The sequence below is a fragment of the Burkholderia sp. 10_S31 genome, assembly GCF_056930375.1.
This window is the reverse complement of sequence record NZ_JBXOWK010000002.1, coordinates 621461-646655: the sequence shown is the minus strand read 5'-3', so window position 1 is coordinate 646655 and position 25195 is coordinate 621461. Positions and strand designations below refer to the sequence as shown.

The 25195-nt window shown below is 59.4% G+C and carries 26 protein-coding genes and 5 pseudogenes; 16 read left to right on the top strand and 15 right to left on the bottom strand.

Annotated elements, in window-relative coordinates:
• Positions 1-730 precede the first annotated feature (730 nt).
• Positions 731-932 (top strand): annotated as a pseudogene (locus AC1Z3W_RS17620) (transposase); the annotation flags it as partial.
• 373 nt (positions 933-1305) lie between these two features.
• Here the strand turns inward: AC1Z3W_RS17620 and AC1Z3W_RS17615 are convergent.
• Positions 1306-1893 carry a hypothetical protein gene (locus tag AC1Z3W_RS17615; RefSeq protein WP_483508110.1) on the bottom strand — a complete coding sequence of 196 codons (588 nt, stop codon included), beginning with the start codon at positions 1891-1893 and terminating at the stop codon, positions 1306-1308.
• Positions 1894-3002: 1109 nt separating this feature from the next.
• Between AC1Z3W_RS17615 and AC1Z3W_RS17610 the strand changes: the two genes are divergently transcribed.
• A complete protein-coding gene (locus tag AC1Z3W_RS17610) occupies positions 3003-4706 on the top strand; it encodes a putative bifunctional diguanylate cyclase/phosphodiesterase (RefSeq protein ID WP_409364330.1) in 1704 nt (567 codons plus the stop codon).
• An 80-nt stretch (positions 4707-4786) separates the two neighbouring features.
• Here AC1Z3W_RS17610 and AC1Z3W_RS17605 read toward each other — a convergent pair whose 3' ends face one another.
• Positions 4787-5197: a hypothetical protein gene (locus tag AC1Z3W_RS17605; protein WP_483508109.1), complete on the bottom strand. Its 411-nt coding sequence runs from the start codon at positions 5195-5197 to the stop codon at positions 4787-4789.
• 305 nt (positions 5198-5502) lie between these two features.
• Here AC1Z3W_RS17605 and AC1Z3W_RS17600 point away from each other — a divergent pair, with 305 nt between their 5' ends.
• On the top strand, positions 5503-6903 hold the full coding sequence (locus AC1Z3W_RS17600; RefSeq protein WP_483508108.1) for a GGDEF domain-containing protein: 1401 nt from the start codon (positions 5503-5505) through the stop codon (positions 6901-6903).
• A 269-nt stretch (positions 6904-7172) separates the two neighbouring features.
• Here the strand turns inward: AC1Z3W_RS17600 and phbB are convergent, their stop codons facing one another.
• The 4 genes from phbB to AC1Z3W_RS17580 form a co-directional block, all read right to left on the bottom strand.
• Positions 7173-7916: an acetoacetyl-CoA reductase gene (phbB, locus tag AC1Z3W_RS17595; protein ID WP_483508107.1), complete on the bottom strand. Its 744-nt coding sequence runs from the start codon at positions 7914-7916 to the stop codon at positions 7173-7175.
• A 240-nt stretch (positions 7917-8156) separates the two neighbouring features.
• Positions 8157-8309 carry a hypothetical protein gene (locus tag AC1Z3W_RS17590; protein ID WP_162840578.1) on the bottom strand — a complete coding sequence of 51 codons (153 nt, stop codon included), beginning with the start codon at positions 8307-8309 and terminating at the stop codon, positions 8157-8159.
• A gap of 226 nt (positions 8310-8535) precedes the next feature.
• Positions 8536-9096: a TIGR01841 family phasin gene (gene phaP / locus AC1Z3W_RS17585; protein ID WP_483508106.1), complete on the bottom strand. Its 561-nt coding sequence runs from the start codon at positions 9094-9096 to the stop codon at positions 8536-8538.
• A gap of 156 nt (positions 9097-9252) precedes the next feature.
• Positions 9253-9450: a hypothetical protein gene (locus AC1Z3W_RS17580; protein ID WP_124835798.1), complete on the bottom strand. Its 198-nt coding sequence runs from the start codon at positions 9448-9450 to the stop codon at positions 9253-9255.
• A gap of 733 nt (positions 9451-10183) precedes the next feature.
• Here AC1Z3W_RS17580 and AC1Z3W_RS17575 point away from each other — a divergent pair.
• Together AC1Z3W_RS17575 and AC1Z3W_RS17570 are read left to right on the top strand one after the other, a co-directional pair.
• A pseudogene (locus AC1Z3W_RS17575) lies at positions 10184-10746 on the top strand (tyrosine-type recombinase/integrase); the annotation flags it as partial.
• Positions 10747-10861: 115 nt separating this feature from the next.
• Positions 10862-11182, top strand: a complete 321-nt coding sequence (locus AC1Z3W_RS17570; protein ID WP_483508105.1) for a hypothetical protein — start codon at positions 10862-10864, stop codon at positions 11180-11182.
• Between the two features lie 14 nt (positions 11183-11196).
• On the opposite strand, the gene AC1Z3W_RS17565 is transcribed toward AC1Z3W_RS17570, so the two are convergent.
• Together AC1Z3W_RS17565 and phoU are read right to left on the bottom strand one after the other, a co-directional pair.
• Positions 11197-12858: a Na/Pi cotransporter family protein gene (locus tag AC1Z3W_RS17565; protein ID WP_483508104.1), complete on the bottom strand. Its 1662-nt coding sequence runs from the start codon at positions 12856-12858 to the stop codon at positions 11197-11199.
• A 116-nt stretch (positions 12859-12974) separates the two neighbouring features.
• The gene (gene phoU / locus AC1Z3W_RS17560) at positions 12975-13682 is read right to left on the bottom strand and encodes a phosphate signaling complex protein PhoU (RefSeq protein WP_124614038.1); all 708 of its coding nucleotides are present in this window, start codon (positions 13680-13682) and stop codon (positions 12975-12977) included.
• Between the two features lie 895 nt (positions 13683-14577).
• On the opposite strand from phoU, the gene AC1Z3W_RS17555 reads away from it, so the two are divergent.
• The 5 genes and pseudogenes from AC1Z3W_RS17555 to AC1Z3W_RS17535 form a co-directional block, all read left to right on the top strand.
• Entirely contained in the window at positions 14578-14898 is a 321-nt protein-coding gene (locus AC1Z3W_RS17555; RefSeq protein WP_483508103.1) for a hypothetical protein, read from the top strand.
• A 314-nt stretch (positions 14899-15212) separates the two neighbouring features.
• A complete protein-coding gene (locus tag AC1Z3W_RS17550; protein WP_057929532.1) occupies positions 15213-15776 on the top strand; it encodes a hypothetical protein in 564 nt (187 codons plus the stop codon).
• A 370-nt stretch (positions 15777-16146) separates the two neighbouring features.
• The gene (gene phaP, locus AC1Z3W_RS17545; protein ID WP_160327452.1) at positions 16147-16497 is read left to right on the top strand and encodes a TIGR01841 family phasin; all 351 of its coding nucleotides are present in this window, start codon (positions 16147-16149) and stop codon (positions 16495-16497) included.
• A 168-nt stretch (positions 16498-16665) separates the two neighbouring features.
• Positions 16666-16872, top strand: a complete 207-nt coding sequence (locus AC1Z3W_RS17540) for a hypothetical protein (protein WP_124835795.1) — start codon at positions 16666-16668, stop codon at positions 16870-16872.
• Positions 16873-17268: 396 nt separating this feature from the next.
• Positions 17269-17854 (top strand): annotated as a pseudogene (locus tag AC1Z3W_RS17535) (sigma-70 family RNA polymerase sigma factor); the annotation flags it as partial.
• A 104-nt stretch (positions 17855-17958) separates the two neighbouring features.
• Here the strand turns inward: AC1Z3W_RS17535 and AC1Z3W_RS17530 are convergent.
• Complete coding sequence (locus AC1Z3W_RS17530; RefSeq protein WP_057926883.1) at positions 17959-18162, bottom strand: cold-shock protein; 204 nt, start codon at positions 18160-18162, stop codon at positions 17959-17961.
• A 236-nt stretch (positions 18163-18398) separates the two neighbouring features.
• Positions 18399-18563 carry an FmdB family zinc ribbon protein gene (locus AC1Z3W_RS17525; RefSeq protein ID WP_082664717.1) on the bottom strand — a complete coding sequence of 55 codons (165 nt, stop codon included), beginning with the start codon at positions 18561-18563 and terminating at the stop codon, positions 18399-18401.
• Between AC1Z3W_RS17525 and AC1Z3W_RS17520 the strand changes: the two genes are divergently transcribed.
• Positions 18492-18638, top strand: a complete 147-nt coding sequence (locus tag AC1Z3W_RS17520) for a hypothetical protein (protein ID WP_162492269.1) — start codon at positions 18492-18494, stop codon at positions 18636-18638. The two genes, AC1Z3W_RS17525 and AC1Z3W_RS17520, sit on opposite strands and share 72 nt — an antisense overlap.
• Before the next feature lie 202 nt (positions 18639-18840).
• Here AC1Z3W_RS17520 and AC1Z3W_RS17515 read toward each other — a convergent pair whose 3' ends face one another.
• Together AC1Z3W_RS17515 and AC1Z3W_RS17510 are read right to left on the bottom strand one after the other, a co-directional pair.
• On the bottom strand, positions 18841-20226 hold the full coding sequence (locus tag AC1Z3W_RS17515; protein WP_082664732.1) for a hypothetical protein: 1386 nt from the start codon (positions 20224-20226) through the stop codon (positions 18841-18843).
• A gap of 517 nt (positions 20227-20743) precedes the next feature.
• Entirely contained in the window at positions 20744-20941 is a 198-nt protein-coding gene (locus AC1Z3W_RS17510) for a hypothetical protein (RefSeq protein WP_141661829.1), read from the bottom strand.
• A gap of 205 nt (positions 20942-21146) precedes the next feature.
• Here AC1Z3W_RS17510 and AC1Z3W_RS17505 point away from each other — a divergent pair, with 205 nt between their 5' ends.
• A complete protein-coding gene (locus AC1Z3W_RS17505) occupies positions 21147-21611 on the top strand; it encodes an SWF/SNF helicase family protein (RefSeq protein WP_141661830.1) in 465 nt (154 codons plus the stop codon).
• Entirely contained in the window at positions 21608-21838 is a 231-nt protein-coding gene (locus AC1Z3W_RS17500) for a hypothetical protein (protein ID WP_483508102.1), read from the top strand. The genes AC1Z3W_RS17505 and AC1Z3W_RS17500 overlap by 4 nt, the downstream gene beginning before the upstream one ends.
• Here the strand turns inward: AC1Z3W_RS17500 and AC1Z3W_RS17495 are convergent, their stop codons facing one another.
• Positions 21839-22129, bottom strand: coding sequence for a hypothetical protein (locus AC1Z3W_RS17495; protein WP_124835828.1), 291 nt, complete (start codon positions 22127-22129; stop codon positions 21839-21841). It lies immediately after the preceding gene.
• Positions 22130-22303: 174 nt separating this feature from the next.
• Between AC1Z3W_RS17495 and AC1Z3W_RS17490 the strand changes: the two are divergent.
• From AC1Z3W_RS17490 to AC1Z3W_RS17480, 3 genes and pseudogenes are all read left to right on the top strand, one after another.
• Positions 22304-22600, top strand: a pseudogene (locus AC1Z3W_RS17490) (H-NS histone family protein); the annotation flags it as partial.
• Between the two features lie 537 nt (positions 22601-23137).
• Positions 23138-23632, top strand: a pseudogene (locus tag AC1Z3W_RS17485) (SET domain-containing protein); the annotation flags it as partial.
• Between the two features lie 21 nt (positions 23633-23653).
• Positions 23654-23953 carry a DUF3331 domain-containing protein gene (locus AC1Z3W_RS17480; RefSeq protein ID WP_311772002.1) on the top strand — a complete coding sequence of 100 codons (300 nt, stop codon included), beginning with the start codon at positions 23654-23656 and terminating at the stop codon, positions 23951-23953.
• Between the two features lie 128 nt (positions 23954-24081).
• Here AC1Z3W_RS17480 and AC1Z3W_RS17475 read toward each other — a convergent pair whose 3' ends face one another.
• Complete coding sequence (locus AC1Z3W_RS17475; protein ID WP_483508101.1) at positions 24082-24576, bottom strand: hypothetical protein; 495 nt, start codon at positions 24574-24576, stop codon at positions 24082-24084.
• 63 nt (positions 24577-24639) lie between these two features.
• Entirely contained in the window at positions 24640-24915 is a 276-nt protein-coding gene (locus AC1Z3W_RS17470; protein WP_057926889.1) for an HU family DNA-binding protein, read from the bottom strand.
• Positions 24916-25195 lie beyond the last annotated feature (280 nt).

The following is a 25195-nucleotide window of genomic DNA, read 5'->3' as shown; positions in this document are numbered from 1 at the left end:
GACTGGATCATGGAAGTGCACACACGGGATCTATGCGCCAATATGGGGCAAGTCTCGCAATCGACGTCGCGACCGGACAATCACATCGCGGAAGCCGGCAAACCGGCGAGATCCGGAAATCGCGGCCGGCACGCGAATGCGAATGCAACCGGCACGCGGGGATGGAATAGAGATTGCTTGTAATTGCGGCAAGGCAGGCTCGACGAGGAGCTGGCTGGTGCAGGTGTAGAAAATTCACCCCAAGGGGCTTGCGGGCAACGGCGTCCATTGATTCGATCGAGCGATCGGATCATGGACGCCGTTTTCTTTTGCCTGTGCCACAGCGGCACAAGACAAGGGACTGGAATGTATGATGAAAAAAGTCGTCGTCGATTTGACTGAGCCACACAAGACGTTACGCGATACGGCCTATGCGGGGCCGGCGCTTCTGCATGCGCGCTCACGCCGGGCATGGCTTCGCAAGCGGTTTCTCAATCATCGACGACCGATCAGGAGCGTGGCCCCGGTTGGGGCCGGCCGGCCGACAGGAAACGCTTGGATGGCACGTACGACATGTCTGCACCGATCGTATGGCTAAGCGATGCGGAGGCTGATTGACAACCTGTCGCAGTCCGAATCAAGTTTGTGTGAGCGTCGTGGACAACACATATCGGCGACCGAGCACCGGCACCGGCGGAGCGGGGTGGTAGTCGGCGCCGTGACGGACGACCTATGGCGGGCGCTTGCGCCAATGTTGCCGGTAGTGACGATTTCTCCAAGAGGAGGGCGCCCACGCCTCGACGATCGAGCTGCCTTGAATGGCATCCTGTTCGTTTTGAGGACAGGCATTCCTTGGGAAAATTTGCCTCAGGAGTTCGGTTTCGGCAGCGGCATGACGTGTTGGCGCCGATTGCGCGACTGGCATGAGAACGGCGTCTGGGAGCGGGTGTGGCCGAGCCTCGCAGGGCACGATCGCGCGTACGAGAAAATCGACTGGCGTCGCGCGGTCGCCTGCGCCGCGACGGCTGGCAGCCCGTGGAGTGGTAAGCGATCGCGCCGAGGCCGTCGCACTTCGACGGATCAGTCTGTCTGACCGGTGCGCATCAACATCCGCTGCACTGCCCGGCCGTCACGTACGCAACTGACGGCGCCTCTTGAATCAGCCCCGGCACAATGGTCCACGGACGATGACCGCAAAGCCACATCGGTGTTGGCATGCGACATCTCCTGTCTCGGGGCAGCGCAGCGCTGTCGGCACCCGTGCTTGCGATCTGCTGTTAATCGTCCATCGAGATCCGCGGGCGCTTTCAATTGGGTCAGGTACGCCTAACGGCCTGTATGAAGGTCGTGGACGTACAGCGTATCGGCTTCGACGACTCGAGCATGAATGTCGTGCGCGACGATTTCGCTCGCGGACACGGCACGTGCATCGACGTCTTCGCCTTCTTTGCTGTCATCGCCCCTCGCCCGGTAAACGACTCGGGCATGCACGTTTTCCGCGTGGACGTCGTGCGCACGAATGACGTTGGCGCGCACGACGTCGCCATGTATGTCGTGCGCATAGAACACTTGTGCCATGGGCTGAGCGGCGTGGCGAACGCGCGGTGCATAGACGTTCTCATACCACTCTTGCTGAACGAAATAGACCGGCGCCGCGCATGCGGCGTACTTGTGGCAATACCGGTGCCAGTTTTTCGCCTCGTAGGGCGGGACGTACAGATACACCGGCGTCGCGTTGGCGGGTATCGGTTCGACGACGACTGGCTGCGTATAAATGAGTTGAGGCGGCGGTGCGTTGCCGATATCGATCCGGCCATGGAAACCCGGTTGACCGACGCCGATCGACACGCCCACGTCGCCGGCAAACGCCGAGGCGGCGGCGACCAATGCGGCCGCAACAAAGATGCGTTTCATTCTGGCTGATCCTTGCAGGTATGCGCGGCACTTGACCGCAGCCGCTGAATGACGAGCGGATCATAGCGGCGCGCGATCATCGCAGGTGTGAGCAAGTGTAAGGGGGCGCGGCCACAGCTAACTCTCGAGTTGAATGGATTGGCCGCGGCGCGTTTGCCACATCAGCATCGCCCAGATGGTCGATGCTCGACAGCATCCGGAATGTGTGCTGGACGATGTCTTTCTGGTCGGCGCTGCCGGGGCCTTGCTCTGGCACGGAGACCGAGGTGTCGGTGCGGTCCGGAGTCGAATCGGGAGCTCGTTGACATACCGCTGCTGGAGCACCGGCGTAACCAATTCCCAGGCGCGAAGCCGCTTGCTTTGTTTCTCGATCTGTTGATCAGCGAGTTGCACGCCTGTTGCACTTTCGACAAGGCTGACTTGTTGTGATCACACGCAACGGTGACGGACCATGATGTCTTGTTCATGGGCGAATTTGCGGTGAAGGCGAGCGAAGGCAATGACGCATTCATTTTAGCCGACGCCTCAACCTTTGAATCGATCCGTCGATCGGCACGGCGACGAGCTTTCACGCATCCCTATCGCTAAACGTCGTTATCGAACCAGGCAGCTCGCAAAAACGGAGCGCGGATTCTATTATGGTGAATGTGCGCGTCAACGGTGAGCTTTTACGGGCGCGTACGCCAATCGCTTCAACATCCTCGTGTCGATGCCGTCGATGTTGCCAATGGATGAAGTGGTCCCCTCGCAGTCGTCGCGTCATCCAGCAAGGTACGCAGCCCGAGATTCAATCGAATCAACGTCAGAGCCATCGTCAGGCAGCGGGACTGGTGAGCCGAACCCATGCCCATACCGAACCGTCCGCGCGATTTGCCACACGCATGTGACAACGGCAGCGCAGCGTCATGCCCTTTCGTCAACCCAATGTGGTCGCGTTATTTTGGTCGCGAACATGTGGCGCATCCGTCATTTCCAGTACCATCTGCGGTACCGGCCCCCGAGCGCCGGACATTGCCGAGTTGCATTTCCTGGTCGCCGCCTCGCGATGACCGAAGCCGGATCCGATGAAGAAAAACACGTTCCCAGGAAGATCGTTTAACGCGTGGCCGCTGACTGGCGACGCGGTCGGCGGTTCGCGTTCGTCTGATGCACGGGCGCTTCTGAGTGTCGAGCGTGCGGCGTGGCAGGTCCCGAATCCGATGTTTCTCTGCACCGCCGACGGGATGCTGAGCTGGGTCAATCGCGCGTTCGAAGCCCTGACCGGTTATCCGGCTGCGATGCTGGTCGGCCGCTCGACCATTCAGGCGCTATTGGCCTCATCGGGCGGCGTGCTGTGCACCGCGAGCGTGACCGAACTGAATGGCGGGCGCTGGCGCGTGCATCGAGGCCCGGGCGATTGGCGGCCCGTGCAGGTCGATGTATCGCGACTCGACGACAGGCCGCCCCCGGATACCGATTCCACGCACGACGCGTGTGCAGTCGAAGAATATGTCGGCGTTCTGATCGCGTGCGCGGACGGCAGCCATTTGGATGGCGAGCGCTGGTACACATTGAATTACGACGGCGTGATGAATTTGCCCAACCGCCGGCTGTTTGCCGAGCGGCTGGACCTGCGCATCGCGCGGGCACGCAGCGTTCGTGACCGCTTCAGTGTGGTGATGGTTGCGCTGTCCGGGCTCGAATCGATCCGCAATGTGCTCGGGCAGCCGGGGGTCGAGATCGTCGCGCAGGTGATCGGTGAACGCTTGCGGCAGCGCGTCCCGCGCGCCCAGGCGTTTGCGTGCGTCGGTGAGGGCAAGTTCGCGCTCTTTAGTAATGAAGCGTCCGTGGATTTGGGCGGCGAAATTGTCGCGCATGCGCGCGAGCCGGTCGAGTTCGTCGGCGCCCATCTGCGCATTGCTGCCCACGCGGGCATCGCGACGTATCCCGACAACGGCGAAGACTCCGAAACACTGATGCGTCGTGCCGAAGTTGCACTATCGTCCGCGCGTGACGCCGGCGCGAACGGTGTCTTGCATTTCTCGAGTGGGCTCGAAGTCCGCGCGGCGCGGCGCTTCGAACTCGAAGCGATGCTTGCCCGCGCGCTCGAGCGGCAGCAGTGCTGGCTTGCATACCAGCCCCAGGTGACGCTCGCGACCGGCGAAATCGCGCAGGTCGAGGCGCTGATGCGCTGGAAGCATCCGACTCACGGCGAGATCAGCCCCGCGGAATTCATTCCGATCGCGGAGCAGAGCGGGATGATCGACCAGATCGGCGAGTGGGTGATCCACACGGCGTGCCAGGAATTCGGCAAGCTGCGCCACGTCGTTAGGCACCTGCCGCGCGTGTGCGTGAACGTGTCGCCGCAGCAGTTCAAGCGCGGCAATCTGCTGGAGATCATCCGGGATGCACTGGACCGTAGCGGGCTCCTTCCTGAGTGCCTCGAAATCGAGATCACCGAAGGCGTGCTGTTTACCGATACGGAAGGCGTGCTGCAGACGATTCGTGCGATCCGTGAACTCGGCGTCGAGGTCGCGGTCGACGATTTCGGGACCGGGTATTCGAGCCTGTCCTATCTGACCCGCTTCCCGATCAACCGGGTCAAGATCGATCGTACATTCGTGACGCCGCTGCCTGGTGACGCTGGAAGTGCGGAGCTCGTCAATGCCATCATCGTGATGGCGCATGCACTGCACATGCGCGTAACGGCCGAAGGCGTCGAAACGGTTGAGCAGGCCAACCGGTTGCGCGAACTTGGATGTGACGAAGCACAGGGTTTCTGGTACTCGCGGCCCCGTGCAATGGCGTCGCTCCGGACCTTGCTGGCGAGCTGAGCGGCGTCGTGGCGCACGTATCGCGATCGCGGCCGGCGACGTGCCAGTCGCGCGGATTCGTCGATCGCGTTCGGTGTCGATTAGCGTTCGGTCACCGGCAGCGGCGAAATAGGTGAGTTCAGCCTATCGAGGGCAAAGCGGTTTAGTTTTTCGATCGCGGTTAGGTAGCGGTGCGTCGGTACGGTCGCAAGTTGTTCGTCGTGGAGCACGAGAAAGCGCTCGATCGCGGCCTTGTCCTGGTCGAGCATGATCCAGGTCTCACCGCGCTCGGTACGGGCGATGCATCGCTCTAGCGCCGCTTCGGCATGCTGGAACGGAAGGTCGTCAGCACGTTCGGCCATATCGTTACGCAGATAGAACACCGTGTAGTCAGCCTTCAGCAAGCAAATCATCGAATCGGCATTGCCATGTCCTGCCGCCGTGGTGGCCAGCGCGAGATGATGTTCGAGCGACAAGGCGCGGGTCCGTGCAAGCGGGAGTGGCAGCAGCATGTCCTTGCTCAAAGGGCGGAGGCCCGGACGTTGGGAAGGCCTTCGACTCATAGCGGTCCATCGAAAAACAGGTAGTCGGGCATGCGCCGCAGATTCTCGGTGCCGAAGCCAAACGCCGTCGCCGACAATGGGGGCTGTCCTGCGGCTTTATGGATTGCTCATGGCATCTTTCGAGTCGATGCGAACGTAACTGACTCCATCACTTGCGAAATTATGGAAGATGTTGCATAAACCCACGTAAAACACGAATTTCCGTAACAGAAGTTCATAACCCGATTTCATCGTACAAAACGCCGGGGGAGACGATGACTGCCAGCGCTACCGCCAAAGAAACGCCCGCTGCGATAGGATTTGTTACCAAAACGTATGCAAGGTTGTTGTTGGGTGGCTTCGCACTCTTGCCCGCGTATTTGATTGCCTACCTTTATTTTTTCCAGGATCCGTCGCTAAAATTCGAGAGTCACGCCTTTCACGAATTGGCGATCGCGGCCGCCACACTCGAAGGCGTCTTCGTGACGTATGTGTGCTGGCGATGCTATCGCTTGTCGGGAGAACCACTGCTTCGTTGGCTGACGCTCGGTTTTCTGGGTTTCTCGTTGATCTACGCGCTACACGGGGCGTTCACCGGTATGGCGCATCACAACATCTGGCTGTTCCTGTTGTATGGCCCGGCCTCACGTCTGGTCATGTCGATCCTGGTCTTTGTCGGTCAGCTCTCATACCGTCGCGCGGCTGACAGTGAGACGATTCGCACTGACCGCCGCGTGTGGGCGGCCTGGATCGGGCTGTTCGTGTTGATTGACGTGGCAGTCGCATGGATCGCCTACTCACCGGTGGCTGGCGCGCTTTGGATCCGCTTATCGATGGAAGGTGGGGCGCTGGTCTTTTCGACGATCAACGTCATCGGCCTGATCACGCGTCGCATCCGTTCTCCACTGATGACGATCTATGGCATTTCGGTTGCGTCGTTCGCGTTCTCGTCGCTTGCGTTCATTCTCGGTCGGCCCTGGAATCACATGTGGTGGCTCGCCCATGTGATATTTGCGGGAGGTTTTTTCCTGCTCAGTTACGGCGTCGTGCAGGCATTCCACACTACGCGCTCGTTCTCGAAAATCTATAGCCAGGAAGAGTTGTTCGCGAGGCTGCGGGGCGCAATGGGCCGCACCGAACGCGCGCTGCAGGAGTTACAGCGGACCAACGAGCAGCTCGAGTATATGGCCACCACGGACCCGCTCACCGGGGCAGCTAACCGCCGGCAGTTCATCGAAAGCGTCGAAGCCGAAATTGCGCGGGCGAAGCTCAATGGCGCACCATTTTCGCTGCTCGCGCTCGATCTCGATCACTTCAAGGTGATCAACGACAGCTACGGACACCAGACAGGCGATCTGGTCCTCCAGCGCTTCGTCAAGGAATGCCTCGACGCAATCCATCCTTACGATCGCGTTGCCCGCGTGGGTGGCGAAGAATTCATGGTGCTGCTGCCACGGGCCCCTCTCGACACCGCGCAGTCGATCGGTGAGCGCTTGCGGGCGGCGATTGCCGGCACGCCGTTCGGAGCCGTGGGGACACCGATCGAGGTCACCGTCAGCGTCGGTGTATCGCAATTCGGTCGAGACGGCGAAACGATCGACGCGGTACTGCGGGCGGCGGATGAACGTCTGTATCGAGCCAAGCATCAGGGGCGCAACTGCGTCGTCGCGGGGTAGTCAAGAAATCTCGACGGACACTCAGCGTTATGTCCTGGGCGACCAGGGAAGGTATTAATCCTTTTCGTGAACGTATGGACCCCGATGCCTTTTGCAACAGCGATTCTGGGGGGATTCCGACAATCATCTGCTAGCGGTCGGGGCCTGGACGGCGCGCCTCGATTTCTAACGGTCGTCCTGCTCGGATTCTCTCTGGTCAATCAAGGGTGACGTCCGGTCAGGCTCGGCATCGACCGGACGCGAGGCGTTCACGCGTGACTGGGCGCCATTCAATGCATGTGCTGGCCACCGTTGATCGCGATGTTCGAGCCAGTCACAAAGCCCGCATCGTCCGAGCACAGGTATACAACCAGTGCCGCAACCTCGTCAGGCCTGCCGAGACGACCAACCGGAATCTGCGGCAGGATCTTGGTGTCGAGGATGTCCTGCGGGATCGCGGTGACCATCTTCGTCGCGAGATAGCCCGGCGAAATGGTGTTAACCGTCACGCCTTTGCGAGCCACTTCGAGCGCGAGCGCCTTGGTGAAGCCATGCATGCCCGCCTTGGCGGCGGCATAGTTGGTCTGGCCGACCGAGCCCTTCGAGCCGTTGACCGACGAGATGTTGATAATCCGCCCCCATCCACGTTCGACCATCCCTTCGCACACCGGCTTGGTCATGTTGAAGACCGAATCCAGGTTGGTGCGGATCACCGCGTCCCAATTGACCTTGTCGAGTTTCCTGAGTGTCAGGTCGCGCGTGATGCCGGCGTTGTTCACCAGGATGTCGATCGGACCCACCGCCTGCTGGATTTCCGCTGCACACTGCTGGCACGAGTCGTAGTCGGCCACATCGACCGCATACGCGCGGAAGTGGCGCCCGTGCGCTTGCATGCCAGCTAACCAATCCTTCACGCCGGTATTGGACGGCGAGTGGGTGACGGCGACGTCGTAACCCGCGTCGTGCAGCTTCGTGCTGATGGCTTCGCCCAATCCGCCCATGCCGCCTGTTACCACCGCAATGCGTTTCGTCATGATGTCTGTCCCTGGTTGTCGATTTAGTGGTACTCATCACTCCGCGACTGCAGATATGGCCGTTAATTTTTGTGTGGCATGGTCGTAGGCGTTCAGCTGTTCGCCGAACCTATTCATAGTGCGGACCAGCGTGAACATTCAGTTCGCGCGCATCCGCAACGGCCGCCATCAAACGGGACAAGGACCGGCGCGACTCCCATTCCGACATCGACTGACGGGTCACGCCCGCGGGACGTCTCGTCAACCCCGCGGCGATTGCCCGCGGTGCGCCCGATCCAGCAGCCGCAGCATCTGGGCGCGCCGCTGCTCCCGTCGATAATGGCTAACCACGGAAATGAACGCGATCAGCAGCACCGCCAAACCCATCACCACGCTTACCTGGCTTTCGTCCATCGTCATTTCCTTCAACGCGGTATTGAGCCACTGGGCCGGTCATCCGGATGCCGACCGTTGCCGCGATGCGCAGTGTGGCGCCGACGTCCGTGCCGGATGCCAGCCTTTACATGGTGCCCAACTGGCGCGTCGCCCGGTTCTCGTTGACACACCGTCTCGCTGTCGAATACCGGAAAATCACCGCCGAAAGACGGCTCGGTTTTCCCGCTCAGCTTGGACGTCAGGCTTATCGTTTTGTGGCCGGTGCCGCCGGCACGACGGTGCGCTTGACGGATTTCGAGGCCGCTACCACAGCCATGTCGAGGTTGCCTCGGGTGATCTCTACCGCCTGTTCAGCGCTTCGCTGCAGCGTCTCATACAGTGCGTTGGCGGCGGTGATCGCGGAATCCAACGCGGCGAAGGTGGTCTCGGAACCTCCGGGCGCGCTTTGCCTGAGGTTTGCCATCAGCGCCTGAGTCTGGTTCGCGTACGCCTCCCATTGAGCCAGCCCGACCTGCGCAAACTCAGTCTGGATCGCCGTCATGATGTCGAACAACTGACGGTGGTAGGTCTGCACCTTTTCCGCGTTGTTGGCGATAAGGCCGTCCTGCAGTGCCAGCCATTCGCGCGGCTCCTTCACAGAGAGGAACTTCTGGGACTGATTGAGCGTATTGGTCAACACAGACCGGATCGCCTGTGTGTTCAGCTGGGCGAACTTCTCGACGCTTGCGACGGCCGCGTTGGTCAGGCCGAACAGCATGTCGACATAGGCCTTCTGGGTTGCAGCAAGCTGCTCTTGCGTTTGCATGATGGAACTCCTGTAGGGGTTGGCCGGCACGGACGTTGTCCCGCTGACATGGGACACGTGACATGTGGCGGCACGGCGGCGGCGAACCAGCGCTACCCCACGCGTGGCAGCGCCATCACCCGCGGACGACGCGTGGACTATCTGGTTGAATTCGGTTCAGCGTATCCGCGCGACGGCCTGCAGCACGGCATCGCCGTCGCGAGTGAGATGCGGACGCTGCTGTCCGGAGGCGAGCTGTTCCAGCGCGACCAGTTGCTGTTCCAGTAGCGTGTCAAGCTCTTCTCGGCCGAGATCGATCTGGTCAGGCGCAGACTTGACCCGCATCAGCGTGGCAAATTCATGGGGACTCAGCATGGCTGTCTCACAGGTTATCGGGAGCAACGTTGCTGGGAGATAGGAATGACCGCATTCGCGCCGGAGGCACACCGGCGTGGGTAAGTTATTCCACTCTGTCTTCTGGTATGGCAGATTTCGCTTGCCCCAAGACCAGATTAGTTATGTTAGTTCGCGATCGGGGGCAGTGCCAGAAGAAAATCAAACATGAAAACGCTTTGATGGGTCAGTTAACCTTTGTAAGATAAGTTGCACCTTTGCGCAGCACAATTGAAAGGCGGATCCGTCTGTTCCCGTGGCCTGCCAAAAAATTATGTGTGGCCAATTGGCACTATCGCGCAACCAGACAGTGCTATTGCGCAAAAGCATTGAGCCCAGCATTCGCTGCCGAGCACATGTGTTGTGCCGCACAATACATTCCGGTAGCATTCGTGCCCCCACAAGCTGCGCATACGGATTTCGCGCGAGGCGTCCCGCCCTCGACTATCTGTGCGTACACGATTCCGTCCGCATCCCGGCAGGCAACCCATTCTGGCGTCATGCTCGCGACGATCGTTGGCTCATCTGTCGAGGAGCATGTATTGGGGTGATCGTACCTTTCGTGCAAAAAGTGGCGGTGATCAACCGTGGAGCCGTCTGCAGCAAGGCTTTGCCGCTTTCCGCCTTTCGCACGAACAGCGATATTGAACTTATTTATTCGCAATGGCTTTTGCGCCCAGACCGCCAGATTCCACACGAAAGGTACGATCACCCCTATGAGCGCAGCCGCTGGACGATGCGCTTCCTTTATCACACCGCGCTGCGCGTGAGCGAGGCCGTGCACGCAAAGGCCGGGGACTTCGCCCAGCGACGCGGGCGCTGGTGGCTGCATGTCGTCGGCAAGGGCGGTGTAGAGGGGATGTACCGGTCAGCCACGCATTGATGACCGAATTCGCACGATACCGTGTCTTCCACGGGCTACCGGCCGCGCCACGCATGGACGAAACCACGCCGGCGGTAATGAGCATTGCTGGCGACACGGCGAGGCATATGACGCCTACCGCTGTCTACCTGATCGCGAAAGAAGTGTTCCGCCGGACAGCCGACACGCTGGAGCCTACCGATCCGGTCGGTGCGGTCACGCTGCGACGCGCTTCGACCCACTGGTTGCGACATAGCGCAGCATCGCATCAGGCCGATGCCGGCACCGATATCCGCTTCATCCAGAAGAACTTGCGGCACGCCTCGATCGAAACGACCGGCATCTACCTGCATGCCGAGGAGGACCGGTGTCACATTCACACCGTCGGATCGCAAGACGAGCCACAACCTGGCTAGCCACTGACTCAATACTGAAAGCCTAGCGGCACATAGTTTGGGAACTGGCGGCTCAGTAGCACGATAAGGCAAGCTTCTGAGCGCGTCGACCATGCCTATGCATCCGAGGGAAAGTGTGGAAATTGGTCCGGCGTCGCGTAGCGGCGTCGCGATTTGGGACGTTCGACTTTGTGGCGACACGCCGTATTCGTACACGCGCCTGAAGCACACGCTGTTGTCCGATGCCGGCCGGCGCCGAGTCGTCGTCGATGCTCGGAAATTGCTGACGCGCACTGATCGCGGCGTGTATGCGCCGCTTGGACTCTCCCGTCCCAACTCGTCGGCCAGCGTCGGTGCATCTGCCACGATGGCTTTGACTGCTTTCGCGAAGTATTGCTGCCTGATTGCCCAGGGCCAGACGCCGCGAGTGCTCGTCGCGCCGTCCGCCGGACGATGAGCGGCATGTCGGGACTACATCTCATCCGAGGCAATCCGGCTGGGCAGCAAGGATCCGGTGCGCTCAAGAATCGGGTAGGCGGCCGCGGCCACGAGATGCGAATTGATGAGCGTCATGTCTCGGAGCAGATCGAGATGCAGCGCGCTCGTCTGGGCGCTATCGACGCGACCGGAGCGCAGTCGGTCAAAGTGTGCCGTGGTCGCGGTCGATTCCGCCTCCCGGAAGGTCACTTTTTCGTCAGCCAGCATGCGTGCCGTACGTGTGTCCTCGGTCATGAACAGCGACGCTGCGGTGCGCAGATTGGCCGTCAGGCGGTCCAGCATGGCCAGTAGTTCGGCTTCCCCCTCCTTCGAGAACGCGAGCCCGCGCTTCAGGCGCTTCGTGGCGTGGGGGAGCAGATTAAGATCCACCACATCGCCAGCCTGCTCGAGATTGATGACGAAGGTCAGGATCTCATGCATACGTCGATGATCGTTTTCATCGAGTTGCTCGGCGTCAAGCGACGTCAGGTAGGTCTTGATCGCGGTATTCAGGCTGTCCAGGATGTCGTCGCGCTGGCGGGTTTCCTCGATCATTTTACGATCGCCATCCACCAGGACTGCACGGGCACCGGTCAGCATCTCGCCGAGCACATCAGCCAGTCGCAGTGCCTCACGTGCCGCGTTGCCGAGTGCCACCATCGGAATTTGCTGCGCGGCGGGATCCAGGTACAGTGGCCGCGACGGATCGGTGGGGTCCGTGCGCTGCGGAAGCAGCTGACTTAGCAGTCCCGCATACTGAGCAAGGACGGGCAGGAAAAGGCCGGCAAGAATCAGGTTGAACAGCGTATGAAAATCGGCCACCACCCGTGCATTATCCGGCTCGATCATCACCATGAAACGACCGATCGGCCCGAGCGCTACGAGCGCCAGCACCACACCCACTGCCCGCGAGAACAGATTGCCCATCGGCAAGCGCTTCGATGCGGGATCGGCGGTCGCCGTTCCCTCCAGCACCGGGTTGATTGCGGTGCCCAGGTTCGCGCCCAGCACCAATGCAAACGCGGTATCGGGTGGCACGACGTTTTGTGCGCACAGCGACATGATCAGCAGCACGATTGCGACGCTCGAATGTGCGGCCCAGGTCAGTCCCGCGGCCAGCAGCACGTCCACCAGCGGCACGGCAGATGCGGCACCCAGCAGCATACGAAGGCTGGGTGCATCCTCATAGTCCGTCATCAGACCAAGCAGCTGGTGCAGTGCGAGTAGCATCAGGCCCAAGCCGATCAGCACACGACCGAGGTCGTGTGCACGCGTGTTCGATACCTTGCGGAACATCAGCACGCCAACGAGGATCAGCGCCGGCGAGACGGCCGCAACATCGAAAGACAACACCTGCACGATCAGCGTCGTGCCGACATTGGCGCCAAGCATCACAGCTAGCGCAGGGACCAGCTCGACATGCCCGCCTGCGGCAAAGCCCGCGGTCATGAGCCCGGTCGCCGTGCTGCTTTGCAATACTGCTGTGACGCCTAGTCCAGCCAGGAAGGCGCGCAGTCGCCCATGCAGTGCCCGCCCGAGCAGTGAACGCAGTCCGGCACCCAGGGCGCGTTGGATGCCGGTCTGAACCATGTGGGTGCCCCAGAGCAGCAGCGCAACGGATCCGGCCAGATCAATCAGCGTGAACGTAAATCCCATTACCCAGAGCCCTCCATGCCGAGCGATTGCTCATGTGACTTTCACCAGGGGCGTGCCAGGTATTCCGGACCTCGAGTCCTTACGGACCTTGATCGGTCTTCCCCGCGGCCCGGTGCTCAATCACGCAGGACTTCACGCTCAAGTTGCTCCCAGGAAAGGTGGCGTACGTCCGTGCCCTTGGCGACATAAATGACGAGCTCCGCCAGATTCGTTGCATGGTCCCCGATACGTTCGATCGCCGATGCGATGGACAGATAGTCCAGCGCAGCCGCGATGCTGTGGGGATGCTCGGGCATATATGTCGCCAGCTTGCGCACGAAAGCGCGGTATTGCTCGTCGATTGCTTCGTCCTCGCGGACAATCTGGGCTGCAGCGATGGCATCGAGTCGCGCGAATGTATCGAGTGCGCGATGGAGGATGGCGGCCGCCAGTTGACCGGATAACTGGATTTCCGCAATGTCGATGGCCTTGCCCGCATCATCATTTGCGATTCGTCGAGTCCGCTTCGCGATCTTGTGGGCTTCGTCGCCTGCCCGCTCGAGATTGGTGATGGCCTTCGAGATCGCCATCAGCAAGCGCAGATCGGATGCCGCCGGCTGGCGCCGCGCGATGATGTTGCCGCACTCCGCGTCGATCTCGACTTCCATCGCATTGAGCCGATGCTCGTCGGCGATGACCTTATCGACCAACCCCAGGTCAAAGCGGTTGAGGGCCTGCATCGCATTGGTCAACTGCAACTCAACGAGTCCGCCCATCTCGAGTACCTTGGACGAAATGTGGTGAAGGTCAGTGTCGAATTGGCTAGTTATGTGTTTGTCTGACACGAGAAGTTCCTCCCTAACCGAAACCAGGGGCCGGGTGGGTGCACTTCGCAAGTCCCGGTTCTGGCAACCACAAGACCGACCTAACGCGATTTGGGTGGCCGGCCAGTCTTGACTCGTTCGACCGCGGAGACTGCTGCGAGTAGGTGTTTCTGCGGAGCGGACGCCAGCAGAATCAGGCCCGCCCGAAGAAGTTCACCCTTTTTCACCGATACGCCCGCATCGAGGCACCGCTGGATCAGCACCGTGATTTTTTCGTAGTCCGATCGCGGCATCGTGAATGTGTCGCGGACAACTTTCTCCGTCTCCAGGCGCTCCTTTCCCTGCGGGGCAATCTCTACGGAATCCACATCAGTACGGGCTGTTCGCCTCTTTCCAGCCTTCACTAGAGCGGATTGCCTCTCGGCAGCGGACTCCGGTATTTCCCCGTCGCATGCACGCTTGCGCGACGGGAGGGCTTCCCGGCTCTTTTCCGTGTTGACCCGGTGCTTCATAGGTTCCCGAAATTTTGACAATACTGTACAAACAGTATAGCGATTTCTTGCGTGAAATGAATTCGGCCGTGGTCCGTACGGGGACAGATTCACCTTGCGGCAAAGCGTTTCAATTCTGAAACGCATTCAGTTGATTTTGCCATCCTCACTACATAATTAGCCTCGCATATCCCCGCAAAGCAATGAAGTACCTAAGCAGGAATGATGCTTGCGTGACAAGCGCTGTCGACGATGCGCAACCAAACCTATTAGACCAGTAGAGTGCGTCTCGTCAGCGGCTGAATTTTCTCCGTCGCAACAACACGCAGTCGGACTCGCATGTCCTTCAGGAACCATGGCGCGCGAGTGGATCACTGTACATAAAAAGTTGCAAGTGCAACCGGTCGGCGTCGGGAGCCGGAATCATGACATTCACGTTCACGCTGATCGATCTTGCTGGTTCGATTGCGCTGGTGCTGCTCGGCACGCGGTTGCTTCAGACCGGCATGCAGCGCGCATTCGGCGCTGGTCTGCGGTCGCTGCTCGAATGGGCACTTGACAGACGACTCCCTGCCTTCGTCGGCGGGTTGGGCGTAACGGCGGTGCTGCAGAGCAGTGTCGCCTACGCGTCTGTGCGTGAAGAGCCGCTTGAGAGATACCGTCGCCACATTGTGGTCAGAAGAATGCGTCACTATCTATCGCGACATGATTTCACTTTTGCAACCAACCAGTGGAGGGAAACATGACGCGGCACGCTCAGCGGCAATGGCTGCGATACGAAAAAGCTACTTTTAGATGGCGAAAGTGTTTCAGCGGCGGTACGAATCCGACCGAACGTCGCGGCTCCGATTCGCGATGACCGTCCAAAACACGATGCTGGCATGCCACTTGCGTTAAGGACCATGTGCGCTGGTGAATGGCTTTGCAGGTTTCGAGATGATTCCGACTATTGCAATGGTTTGCCCTCCTTGGGCGATCAAGGTGCCAAACGGCTTCTCGGTAGGTTTACTGAATTCGTGCAGGAGATGACGTTCCTCATGAACGCCACTGGGAAATCGTGATGAGCACGCCCGCGACTTTCACGTTCGCTTTGCAATACGGAGGCAACGCGACGTTCTACGCCCGGAGCGGTGGCTATCCAGCAGGTGCCGCTGTATATCTGCTCGCGGCGCATCTGTCGGATGCCCTTGCGTCGTTAGCTGACAGGTTCTATCGAGCGAACGAGGCGTTCGAACTAACCACTCTCGATGTGCACAAGGATCTCTCTTATGGTTATGCGATCGATCTCGATGGGTATTTGTTCGCATATCGGATCGACTCTGATACCGACGAGTGGGAAAGGATCTTCTCAGGGCACTATGCAGCATTCATCAATGGACACGCACCCGCCGATGCTCTGCGCGACGGCACCCTTAAGCTGATCAAGACGTCGAGCATGGAAGACTGTCGCGAGTGGGTCACTCGCGGGCAGCTCATTAAGCGTCATGCTGACGCTGTCGCCGCACTGGCATCCTATCGCGAGCGATTCGCGGGCTGCGCAGAGAGCATTGCAAGCTATCAAAGCAAGATCGCCGCGCTCGATCTCGCGCTGCAGCGATATTATGAAGAGAACAACGTCGAGTGAGCGCTTCGTTGAGCGTGTTGCACGTGTCCACTCCTGGACAAGGATCCCGATTCACTCCACCTGCATCCATGCCGCTGCGAGTTGCCGCCAATCGTGAACTATTGACCGGACGAGCGAGCAAAGGGCGGCACAATTTTCTTATGGGTTCGTGCGTCTGCTCAATCGAGGCGACTGGTTACGCTTCCGAGTTAGGGCATCTACCTACAGAGCGGCGCACCGGATTCAATACTAAACAGATAAAATGCACGCGCTAAACGAGCATTGTCTTTGCGTGGGAAATAGTTGGACGTAGCCGGACTTGCCCTTGCCTTTGAGTCTTCCAGACAGGCAAATGCAAAGTCTGCGTCGAACCATACAAGGGAGCGTAAGAATGACGGGTTTCACGTCGGATCAACTTGTTGCGTCAAGCAAAGCCACCGCGACCGCCATGTTTGCGCTTGCGAATCAGGCGTTCCACGGTTGCGAGCAAATGATTCAATTCAACCTGCATGCGGCTCGACAGGCACTTACCGAAAGTGGCTCGTATTGGTCGGAAACACTGTCGTACAAGGCTCCGGAGCAAGTCATCGCGCACCACACGAAGCTCTTGCAGTCGAGCACGGGGAAAGCGCTGTCGTACGGCGGTCAACTTGCCGCCATTGCGTCGAACACCCACGCCGAATGGTTGAAGATCGTAGGATCGCAAGTCGAATTGCATTCCCGCAGCCTTCCGCGCTTCTAACCGTCGTGCAAGGCATACACCACCCCGCGCGAACGTTACGGCAAGCAAGCTGACTGCGTTGTTTGAGCTGCGGTCATTGACATACGTCGCGTTTTTGTTGGCACCGCAGCGATGTGGTGCCATGCGTCGGCGCATGCATCCATCACCCGAATTCGATGCGAGGACCTTATGCAGACGATGCTAAGTCCGCACGAAATCTCCACGTTGATGATGGCGTGGGACGCCCCGGATCAGATTGGATCCGACCGCGACGAGCTTGTCACACTACTGGAGCGTCAACTGATCGCCTTCGATCCGCTGGCGTCCGATAATCGGCATATTCAGGTGACGGCCGAAGGTCATGCCGTCCTGAAAGCGGTCTCGCGCATTCGTTAAGCGGAGCGGGCAATTCGGCAGCGCCGGTCCGGTCTATTCAAACAGGCGGGGCAGCGCGATAATCGACCATAACTCTCAGGCTTGGTGGGAGTTGCCCGTCTCAAGAACTGGAAGCAATGACTGAGGCAACAATGGACGGATCATGGGTTGGAATTGTGGTCGGGACGTTCGTGCTTGCCCTCGCGGCGATTGCCGTCGCGAGCCACTATCGGCGCGAGCATCGTGGCGCCGAATTGCTCAGAAACCTGGATCACCACGACTGGTGTCGATGGACACATGCTCATCGAGTCAGTTCAAGGGCAGTGAAACGATGAGACGCTGGTCGCTGACAAAAAAAATCAAGAAGTAGAATCCGGCCATACGCTTGATGTCTGCACTGCCGGTTCAGTTTTTTCCGAATACCCGCGCGGCTGGAAATTCTCGACCTACGCGATTTGGTGGGTCCGGCAGGCTGTCACGCGTGCGCTCGCCGATCAGGCGCGGACCATTCGCGTGCCGGTCCACATGATCGAGACGATCAACAAGCTGAACCGGATATCGCGCGAAATCTTGCAACAGACAGGGCAGGAAGCGCATCCCAGCAGTGCTGGCAAAGCGCATGGAGATGTCCGAGGAGAAAGTGCTCAGTATCCTCAAGATCGCCAAGCAACCTGTCTCGCTCGAAACCCCGGTGGGTGACGACGCCGATGCAACGCTCGGCGACATGATCGAGGATGTCTCGGCGAGTTCACTGGCTGAGGCGGCGATTCACGCGAACATGCGCGCGGCGATCGACGAGGCACTCAACGGGTTGTCGCCGCGCGAGGCCAAGGTTTTGCGGATGCGATTCGGGCTCGACACCAACTCCGATCACACGCTTGAAGAGGTCGGCAAGCAGTTCGACGTGACTCGCGAGCGGATCCGTCAGATTGAGAGCAAGGCGATGCGCAAGCTGATGCATCCCAGCCGTGCGGACAAGCTCAGGCCCTTTCTCGAGCGTTGAGGCAAGCCGGGCGTGGTATCCCTTCGACGCCCGGCTCCAGACTTGCAGCGATCACGCGTCGGCCTGATCGTTGCCTGGCCGGGCGTGTTCGCTGCGGGGAAAACTTACAGCGGCTTGATGCTGGCGGCCTGCTTCCCCTTGGGGCCCTGCTTGACCTCGAAGCTGACCTTCTGGCCCTCTTGAAGCGATTTGAAGCCACTTCCCTGAACCTCGGAGAAGTGCGCAAACAGGTCTTCGCCGCCATCATCCGGCGTGATGAATCCGAACCCCTTCGTATCGTTGAACCACTTGACGGTACCCGTTGCCATACTCTGAACGCTCCAAGGAAATCGGTTGTAAATGATGCGACTGGCCGGCGCCAGACAGCGGCTACCCCGTATCACAACGGGGCTGTCACTGACAATTCAGACTTTTTGTAAGCCACGCTGGCATCGCCGATGCACCCCCTCAAAATCTTCGTTGACCCAGACGCGCTGCCTCGTAAGCGATTTCGGCGTGAGCGCCTGGCGAACGGGAAAATAGCGTCTAGAGTCGACAGCCTGGATCAGCTCTTTCTTGACGTCTTCGCGACAAATGGCGTCGGTACGTGTTGAACCTGTTCGCTTCCGCAATGAGGGCAAGGCGGATGAGCCGATGAATGTTCAGCGAGATGCTCGACGCTCTCGAACGTTTTGCCGCACTTCTCGCAACGGTATTGGTAGGTCGGCATGGCATTCCTCCGGTATCGATGCTGCCCGAGGATATGAGTATGGTTCGTGGCGGCGCGAGCTTCATATTGCAGTGAACCCGTATTAATGCGATTGCGAGGGACTTGAGCTGCAACTGCGCTCGATCGCACGAACCTCCGTCACCTGTTCATGCCCCCGGGCACGCGGGCGATCGAGCGTTTTGGGGTGTTGAGGCGTTGCATGGTGCGCCGGGCCCAGCCCACCTCGATGCGCTTTATGCGTCATGGCACGAGGGGGGCGTGGCATGCTGCCGCCTACTTACAACAGAACCGCTTGCTGCAAAAGCTCCAGCGCTTTCAATTCGTCCAGTCGACCCGTGCGTGCTTTACCTGCTAGCGTCTTGATCAATGCTTCCGCAATCGGTGCAATACCATCAAGATTGTCCAGGCTGGCCACGGAAGAGAAGGGGGGCGGTACTGGGTTTCGCTGCGGTATTGCGGAGGCGGGGCGCGACTCAAGGGTTGCCGGTGCGGCAGCCGGCGCTTCGCCATTACTTACTTCAAGTGTGCGACCGGCAAGGTCGTCGGAGAAATCTCTTACATGATCTTGCGGGCTGACGACGGACGTCTCTTTCTCTCCTGCGACGTCTGCTGAAACAGGTGAGGGGCTTTCCGAATCGCCCAGGGCACCCACCCGCGCGCGCCCCTTGTGTGCTTTCTCATCGACGAGCTTCGCTGGCACGCCATCGCCTGTTGCGACCGCAATCGGCTCGTGTTGTTGAACGGATACGCGACCGCGCGATGCAGGCGTGAGCAACCGCGACACCGACGCTGGAATCTCGGCTTCGGAGCGCGGGGTGTCCAACCAGCCACTTGGCAATCCAAGTCGCTCCGTGAATCGGTTTGCTTCCACACTGTCCATGCGTTTCTTGCCATGTAGCCGATGGGCCATGTTGGAGCCACTCATCGCCATGACCACACCAAGTCGTACTTTCGATCCGTTGCGACTGGTGAGAACGTGCAAGTTAGCGCGTCGGATGTTTTCTACCTCGGCGCTGTCGCTCAATGCCAGCGATTGCTGTTCGGGCGTTTTAGGAGAACGCTTGTATTTCGATGGCGAAGCTTTTTGTGGCGCGTGGGGTTTAGGCTGTTCGACCATTTCGCCTTGACGGTGCTTGACGGCCCTGGACACTCGTCCAGCTGCTTTCTTTGGCATTTTCGCTTCCTCGGACAAACTATCTTTAAGAACTGATTGTTGATCGACGCTTAGGGCCGAAGACGGCTTAAGTGCTTCAGACTCTGCGCCTTGTCCGTCGTCCGTTTGAATGAAGTCGAGCGGTGACTTCAGGCGAGCGATGGTCTCGGCCGCGAGCGCAGGATTGGGATGGTCAAAAAAACCATGCGGCAACCCAAGCGTGGTTTCCATGTGAAAGGCGGTCTCGGGTGTGAACCTCTCGCCCTTCATCAGTTCGCCGACTCGCGTCATGTTCGATTCAAGCGCTATCGCGATATTCTCTGCGCCTACCGTATCGACCAGAAACTGAAACGATCGTGTTTTGAAAATGGAGGCAGTCTGGGCGGCATCTCGAGGAGGCGTCTTCACATACGGTTGTCCCTGCCGATTGGACGGGGATTTTTTTACGTGGCGAGGTTGGCGTTGGCCGCTGTCCCGAGATCCCGCATATCGCCCGCGGGCTTGACTCATAAAGTAGGGCTCCATGCGATCATTTTGAGCATTCCATTATAGACGGGCCGATGTTGGCACTCGAAGCGTCAGTAGCGCCACGGTCGAAAATGTACGTCCCGGGTGCGATTCAACAGCGTCGTCCGGTCGCAGCACAGCATGGCGCCAGCGTTCGCATAATCCACCGCGATCCGGTAAAGCTGCGCCTGTGCGGTATCCCAAAGTCTCTAGCGCTGGCCGTGACAGGAAATCCATCCACGATCGATGCGTGCCGGTCCACGTTCGGCTCAACAGTGCGAGGTCGAGATGGTTTCCGATTCTTCATGGAATCGCGGCGTCGAGCGACAGCTTGTCGGAGCGCTCGCGCTCCAATGCGGCGAATCCCCACGTTTCATGCAGCCTGTCGCGATGCTTCCAGAGGTATGAACAAGTTGTGCGCTTGGATCGACAGTCCACCGGGATACGCGGCAATCTGCCCATTCGGACGGCGCGTCCAGGCGATGAGAATTCATGATTAGGCTGCCGTGGGACCGTAGGCTTAGTCCGTTACGACGATCTCCATCTCGTCGGCCGGGTCGATCTGAAATTCATTTACCCGACACGCACGGACGTCGAATATCAGGCGATTCAGCGCTTCAAGCTTTGCGTCAGTATCGTCGACTGACATTCCTGCAGCCTGGCCGATCGCAGATTGGCGTGCATCGAGCAATAGCTTAAGCGCGTTCGCTCGCTTCATGAACATGCGATTTGTCACGCCTCACCTCAATTTTGCGCGGCGACGACACGGCGGCCGACTGGCCCCAGGAATGAAAAGCTCAGCGACCTCATAGGGCTGCACCGCATACAACCCTTGGCTTTCAAGGGAGCAATTTTTTCATTGTCGTCAATCAGCCCCCTTCGAGCGGGCTTTCGCACATTCACCATATGAATTGAGGTGCGATATGGCAAGCAGCGCAAAACGTCGAGCCGATCGGGCTCGGCTAAGGAAAAAGCGGCGTGCGTGGTGGGGCGACTGCGCCAAAACCGACAAACCGCTTGGGCGGTTGATCGACACACCGACGCCATGTAGCCGCTGGATGTGCGGCAACGCCCGGCGCTACTTTGGCGAGCGCTCGATTAGCGAGCGCCGGTGGCTTCAAGCCGTAGGTGACGAGTTCGCATGGACGGTTGCTCATCGTTACCCAGTTCCGAGGAGGGGCGCGCTGCTACGCGGCTGGCTTGGCGAGCGTTACGGCCGCACACCGCAGTTCCTGCACGGCGGCGTGGTGCGGAAAAAGCGCGACGATATGGTTGTGCACCTCCGGCACGATCGCACCGAGCGGGTGTTCCTGCTTTCACTCAAGGACGGCGGCACCGGGCTGAACCTGGCGGCCGCCCCGAGCGTCATCCATTTCTACCTCAGGTGAACCCGGCAGTCGAGGCCCAGGCGAACGATCGCGCCAACCGCATAGTGCAGCGCAGCCATGTGCAGGTGCATCGCCTGATTACGGAGGCGACGTTCGAGGAACGCATCAACGACATGATCAAAGGCAAGCGCGAACTGGCCGAATTGGCCGTTGGCACAGGCGAGCAATGGATTGGGAATCTCAGCGACCACGAGTTGCACGCGCTGTTTACACTGAATCGAGCGTGATCAGATCGGCCGTTGTGACGGCGACACGCGAAAGCCAGGACGGCAGTGCACGCGAGCAACGCTTCCTTGTCGAATTCGGCCGACAGCCTCTATCGACAAGGGACAGCCGCTGGAGAAGGCGATCAACCTGATGCGTTCGCTGAGTTGTAAATGGGTCGATGCGCTGAGATGAGCGGTTGCGCGCGGCAGCTCCAGGAGCTTGGCTGCTTGTTGCAACCGGACGTTAGCCGGGCCGATGGATTTTCTCCATCCATCCTCAAGTTGCGTATCGCCGACGGGTTCGTAACGCATGTTTTGAACTCCTTGATTTAGTTTGAGTCGGAGGGCTGTGCTAATAGGACTGTATCGATCAAGCGCTGGTTGAAAGTGGCTTGCAGGGTAATCTATCAATTCCGTCTATCTCGATGAGTGGCATAATTCGAGCGTTGCGATCTCTCGCAACCGACAACTATGGGAGAACAGAACATGGCCAATAGAGACTACAAGACGTTGAAGGCGCAACTCGACGCTTTGCAGGAAAAAACAGAAGCGGCACGCGTTGCAGAGCTGGAAGCATTGATTACTGACATTCGTGAAAAGGTGGCTGAATACGGAATCACGGCCGAGCAGATTTTCGGTCGTCAACGCGTAGGCAAGGGCAAGAAGGCCGGTGCTCACGTGGCGGCAAAGTACCAGAACCCGAAGACGGGTGAAACCTGGAGCGGTCGAGGCCGCGCGCCGGCGTGGATCAAGGACGTGAAGGACCGCACTCGCTTTCTCATTGGCGCAGCGGCCGAGACACAGAGTGCCGCCGGCAATGGCGTAGCTCGGGTCGCAGTCAAGAAAGCTGCGGCAAAGAAAGCAGCAGCAAAGACCCGAAAGGGCGACGCGAAATCCGTGAAATCGGCGGGCGAGACGGCGGCTCGCAAAAGAGGGCGCCCGTCGACTAGTGTAGTTGCGGCAAAAAAGACGAGAAGCCGGCGCGCGCCTGGCGTGAAAAAGGCTGAGGGTGCCGCTGTCAAGCCGGAAGTCGTCACCGAAGCCGCGAGCGAGTAAGACGGCGGTGGTCAGGCAGGCGGGTGGCAAGGAGCGGATTGTTCCCTGCCACTCGCTTTTATTGTTTGTTCCTGCTGACGTTGCATCGTTTTTCACCTGATCCGGGTAAATCCGGCCCAGGGCCTGGATGCCGCCACAGTTGTGTAGGTGAGTTTGGGATGGCGACATTGTTTCGGATGAACCTGGCCCGCTGGCAACACGATCTTCGGATGGTTTTGCCCCCTCAAAGTGTGAAGTCCGATCGGCACGATTCAACTTCCTGAGATGACCACGCATCCGGCATCCCATCACATCCCCCGCATCGTTGTGCGGCGCTCTCCGATCCATGGCCGCGGCGTATTTGCTCGTCGCGACCTGACCGCTGGTGAAATGCTCCTCGAGTACGTCGGTGAGCGTATCGATTGGGAGGTCGCCATCAACAGACCGCCGGCCGATCCCGCCAATCCGGATCACACCTTCTTCTTCGATCTCGGCGATGGGCGCGTCATCGATGGCGCGGCAGCGGGCAACTCGTCGCGTTGGATCAATCATTCGTGCGCGCCGAATTGCGAGGCAGAAGATCGAGACGGCCGGATTTTTATTCGAGCGCTGCGCGCGATCGATGCAGGTGACGAAATTAGCATTGACTATGCGCTCGCGGTTGACGGGCGCGTGACGCGCTCGATGCGCGACCGATACGCGTGCCGTTGTGGCGCGTCGACATGCCGCGGCACCATGCTGGCCGTTCGGAGGCGCCGTAAGCAGACGCATGAGGGTGGCCTAGTCAACACGGCGCAAGGTGTGGGTGATCAACCATCTGCAGTGCCTCCAGACGCGGTCCGGTCAACGGTGCGCATTCTGGAGCGGCCCGGATCCGGCCGCCTCATTGTGTCGTGGCGGCAGGCCGGGCGGGGGTGTTATAGCGAGCAGCTTTGGACTGCTGCGCTGGCGACTGCTGGCGGAATCTGCGTGGTGTCGGGACAGGCTTACGAACGTGGTGATGCCGTATTTCAGCCAACAAGTTCATCTGTATCGCTCAATCAGGCTGAGCGAATCTGCGCGGACAGTGTTGCGCACATTCCCATCGACGAGGCCGCGTGACAATGTCGTTGCCGACGAGTTTACTAAGTCTAACTAAACTTAGGGTTACACGGCCGTGATACCGTTGTTTTGCTCGCCCATTACATGCGCGCTTCATGGGCGATCCTGCATGCGGTAACAGGGATGATCTAGATATGGCTTGGATGGGCGGCCACGGTGCCGCCCTGACGGAGATCGGGAATCGGAGACGAGGCCGTTCCGGCCAGGAATCGCTTCAGCTGCTGCTCGGCGTCGATCACCTTGTAACGTGGCGCGACATTCAGTTGCCAATCATGCAGCACGAGCAGCCGTTCAAATGCCGACACGGCGTCCGCTGCGAGGATCCACTCATTCGACTCATCGGCATGCATGTGCGTGGCCTCGACCGCATGCTCGACTGCCTTGTGGCGTTCAACGGGTTCGTCCCCGTAGCCAGCCTGTTGCAGGAACCACACGATATACGTGGTGCGTATCAGCTCGTTGAAAAGATACGCGTTCCCTTGGCCGTTCCGACAGGCCGCCAGCGCAAGATGATGTGACAAGGACTGTGTTTGCACCGACGTATTGTCGAGCGGCAACAACATGGTCTTTGTCAAGGTGCGTCGCGGCGCGGCGGGCCGTCCGCGGCTTGTCTTGGAACTCATCTTGCGTCACATCGACCTGCTGGAGAAATTTCCCGCTGGGTGAGGCTGTTGTCTCAATACCGATCAGGTATTCACGGCATCCTTGAATGCTTTGCCGGCGGTAAACTTGACCGTTTTTGCGGCAGCGATCGTGATGGCTTCCCCGGTAGCGGGATTGCGGCCGGTCCGCTCGGCGCGGGCACCCGTGGAGAAGGAGCCAAAACCGATCAATTGCACCGTATCACCGCGGGTGACTGCGTGCGTCACGGCCTCGAGAATGGCATCAACGGCGGCCCCAGTGCTGGCTTTGGTGTCGCCGGTGGCAGCCGAAACAGCGTCGATGAGCTCTTGCTTGTTCATTCGTGGATTCCTCAGTCATGTCCGCTAAAGGCGGGTTTGGCCATTACCCTATAACATCTACCGCAGGCAACGCAACTTCTGGATCTTTGTTGCAATTGTAATTTTCTCAACCGAGGTCAACCGGGGGAGAATTGCCCGCGTTGTACGCACAGACATTCCACGTATCGCTCGCCATGTACGAGGTGCCGCTATGCTGCGATCTGAATGGACGGCGAGGAAGGGCCGGGACTGCTGACGCATGTAATGCGAGCAGTATGTTGGCGGCAAGTTGCCCCGAAAA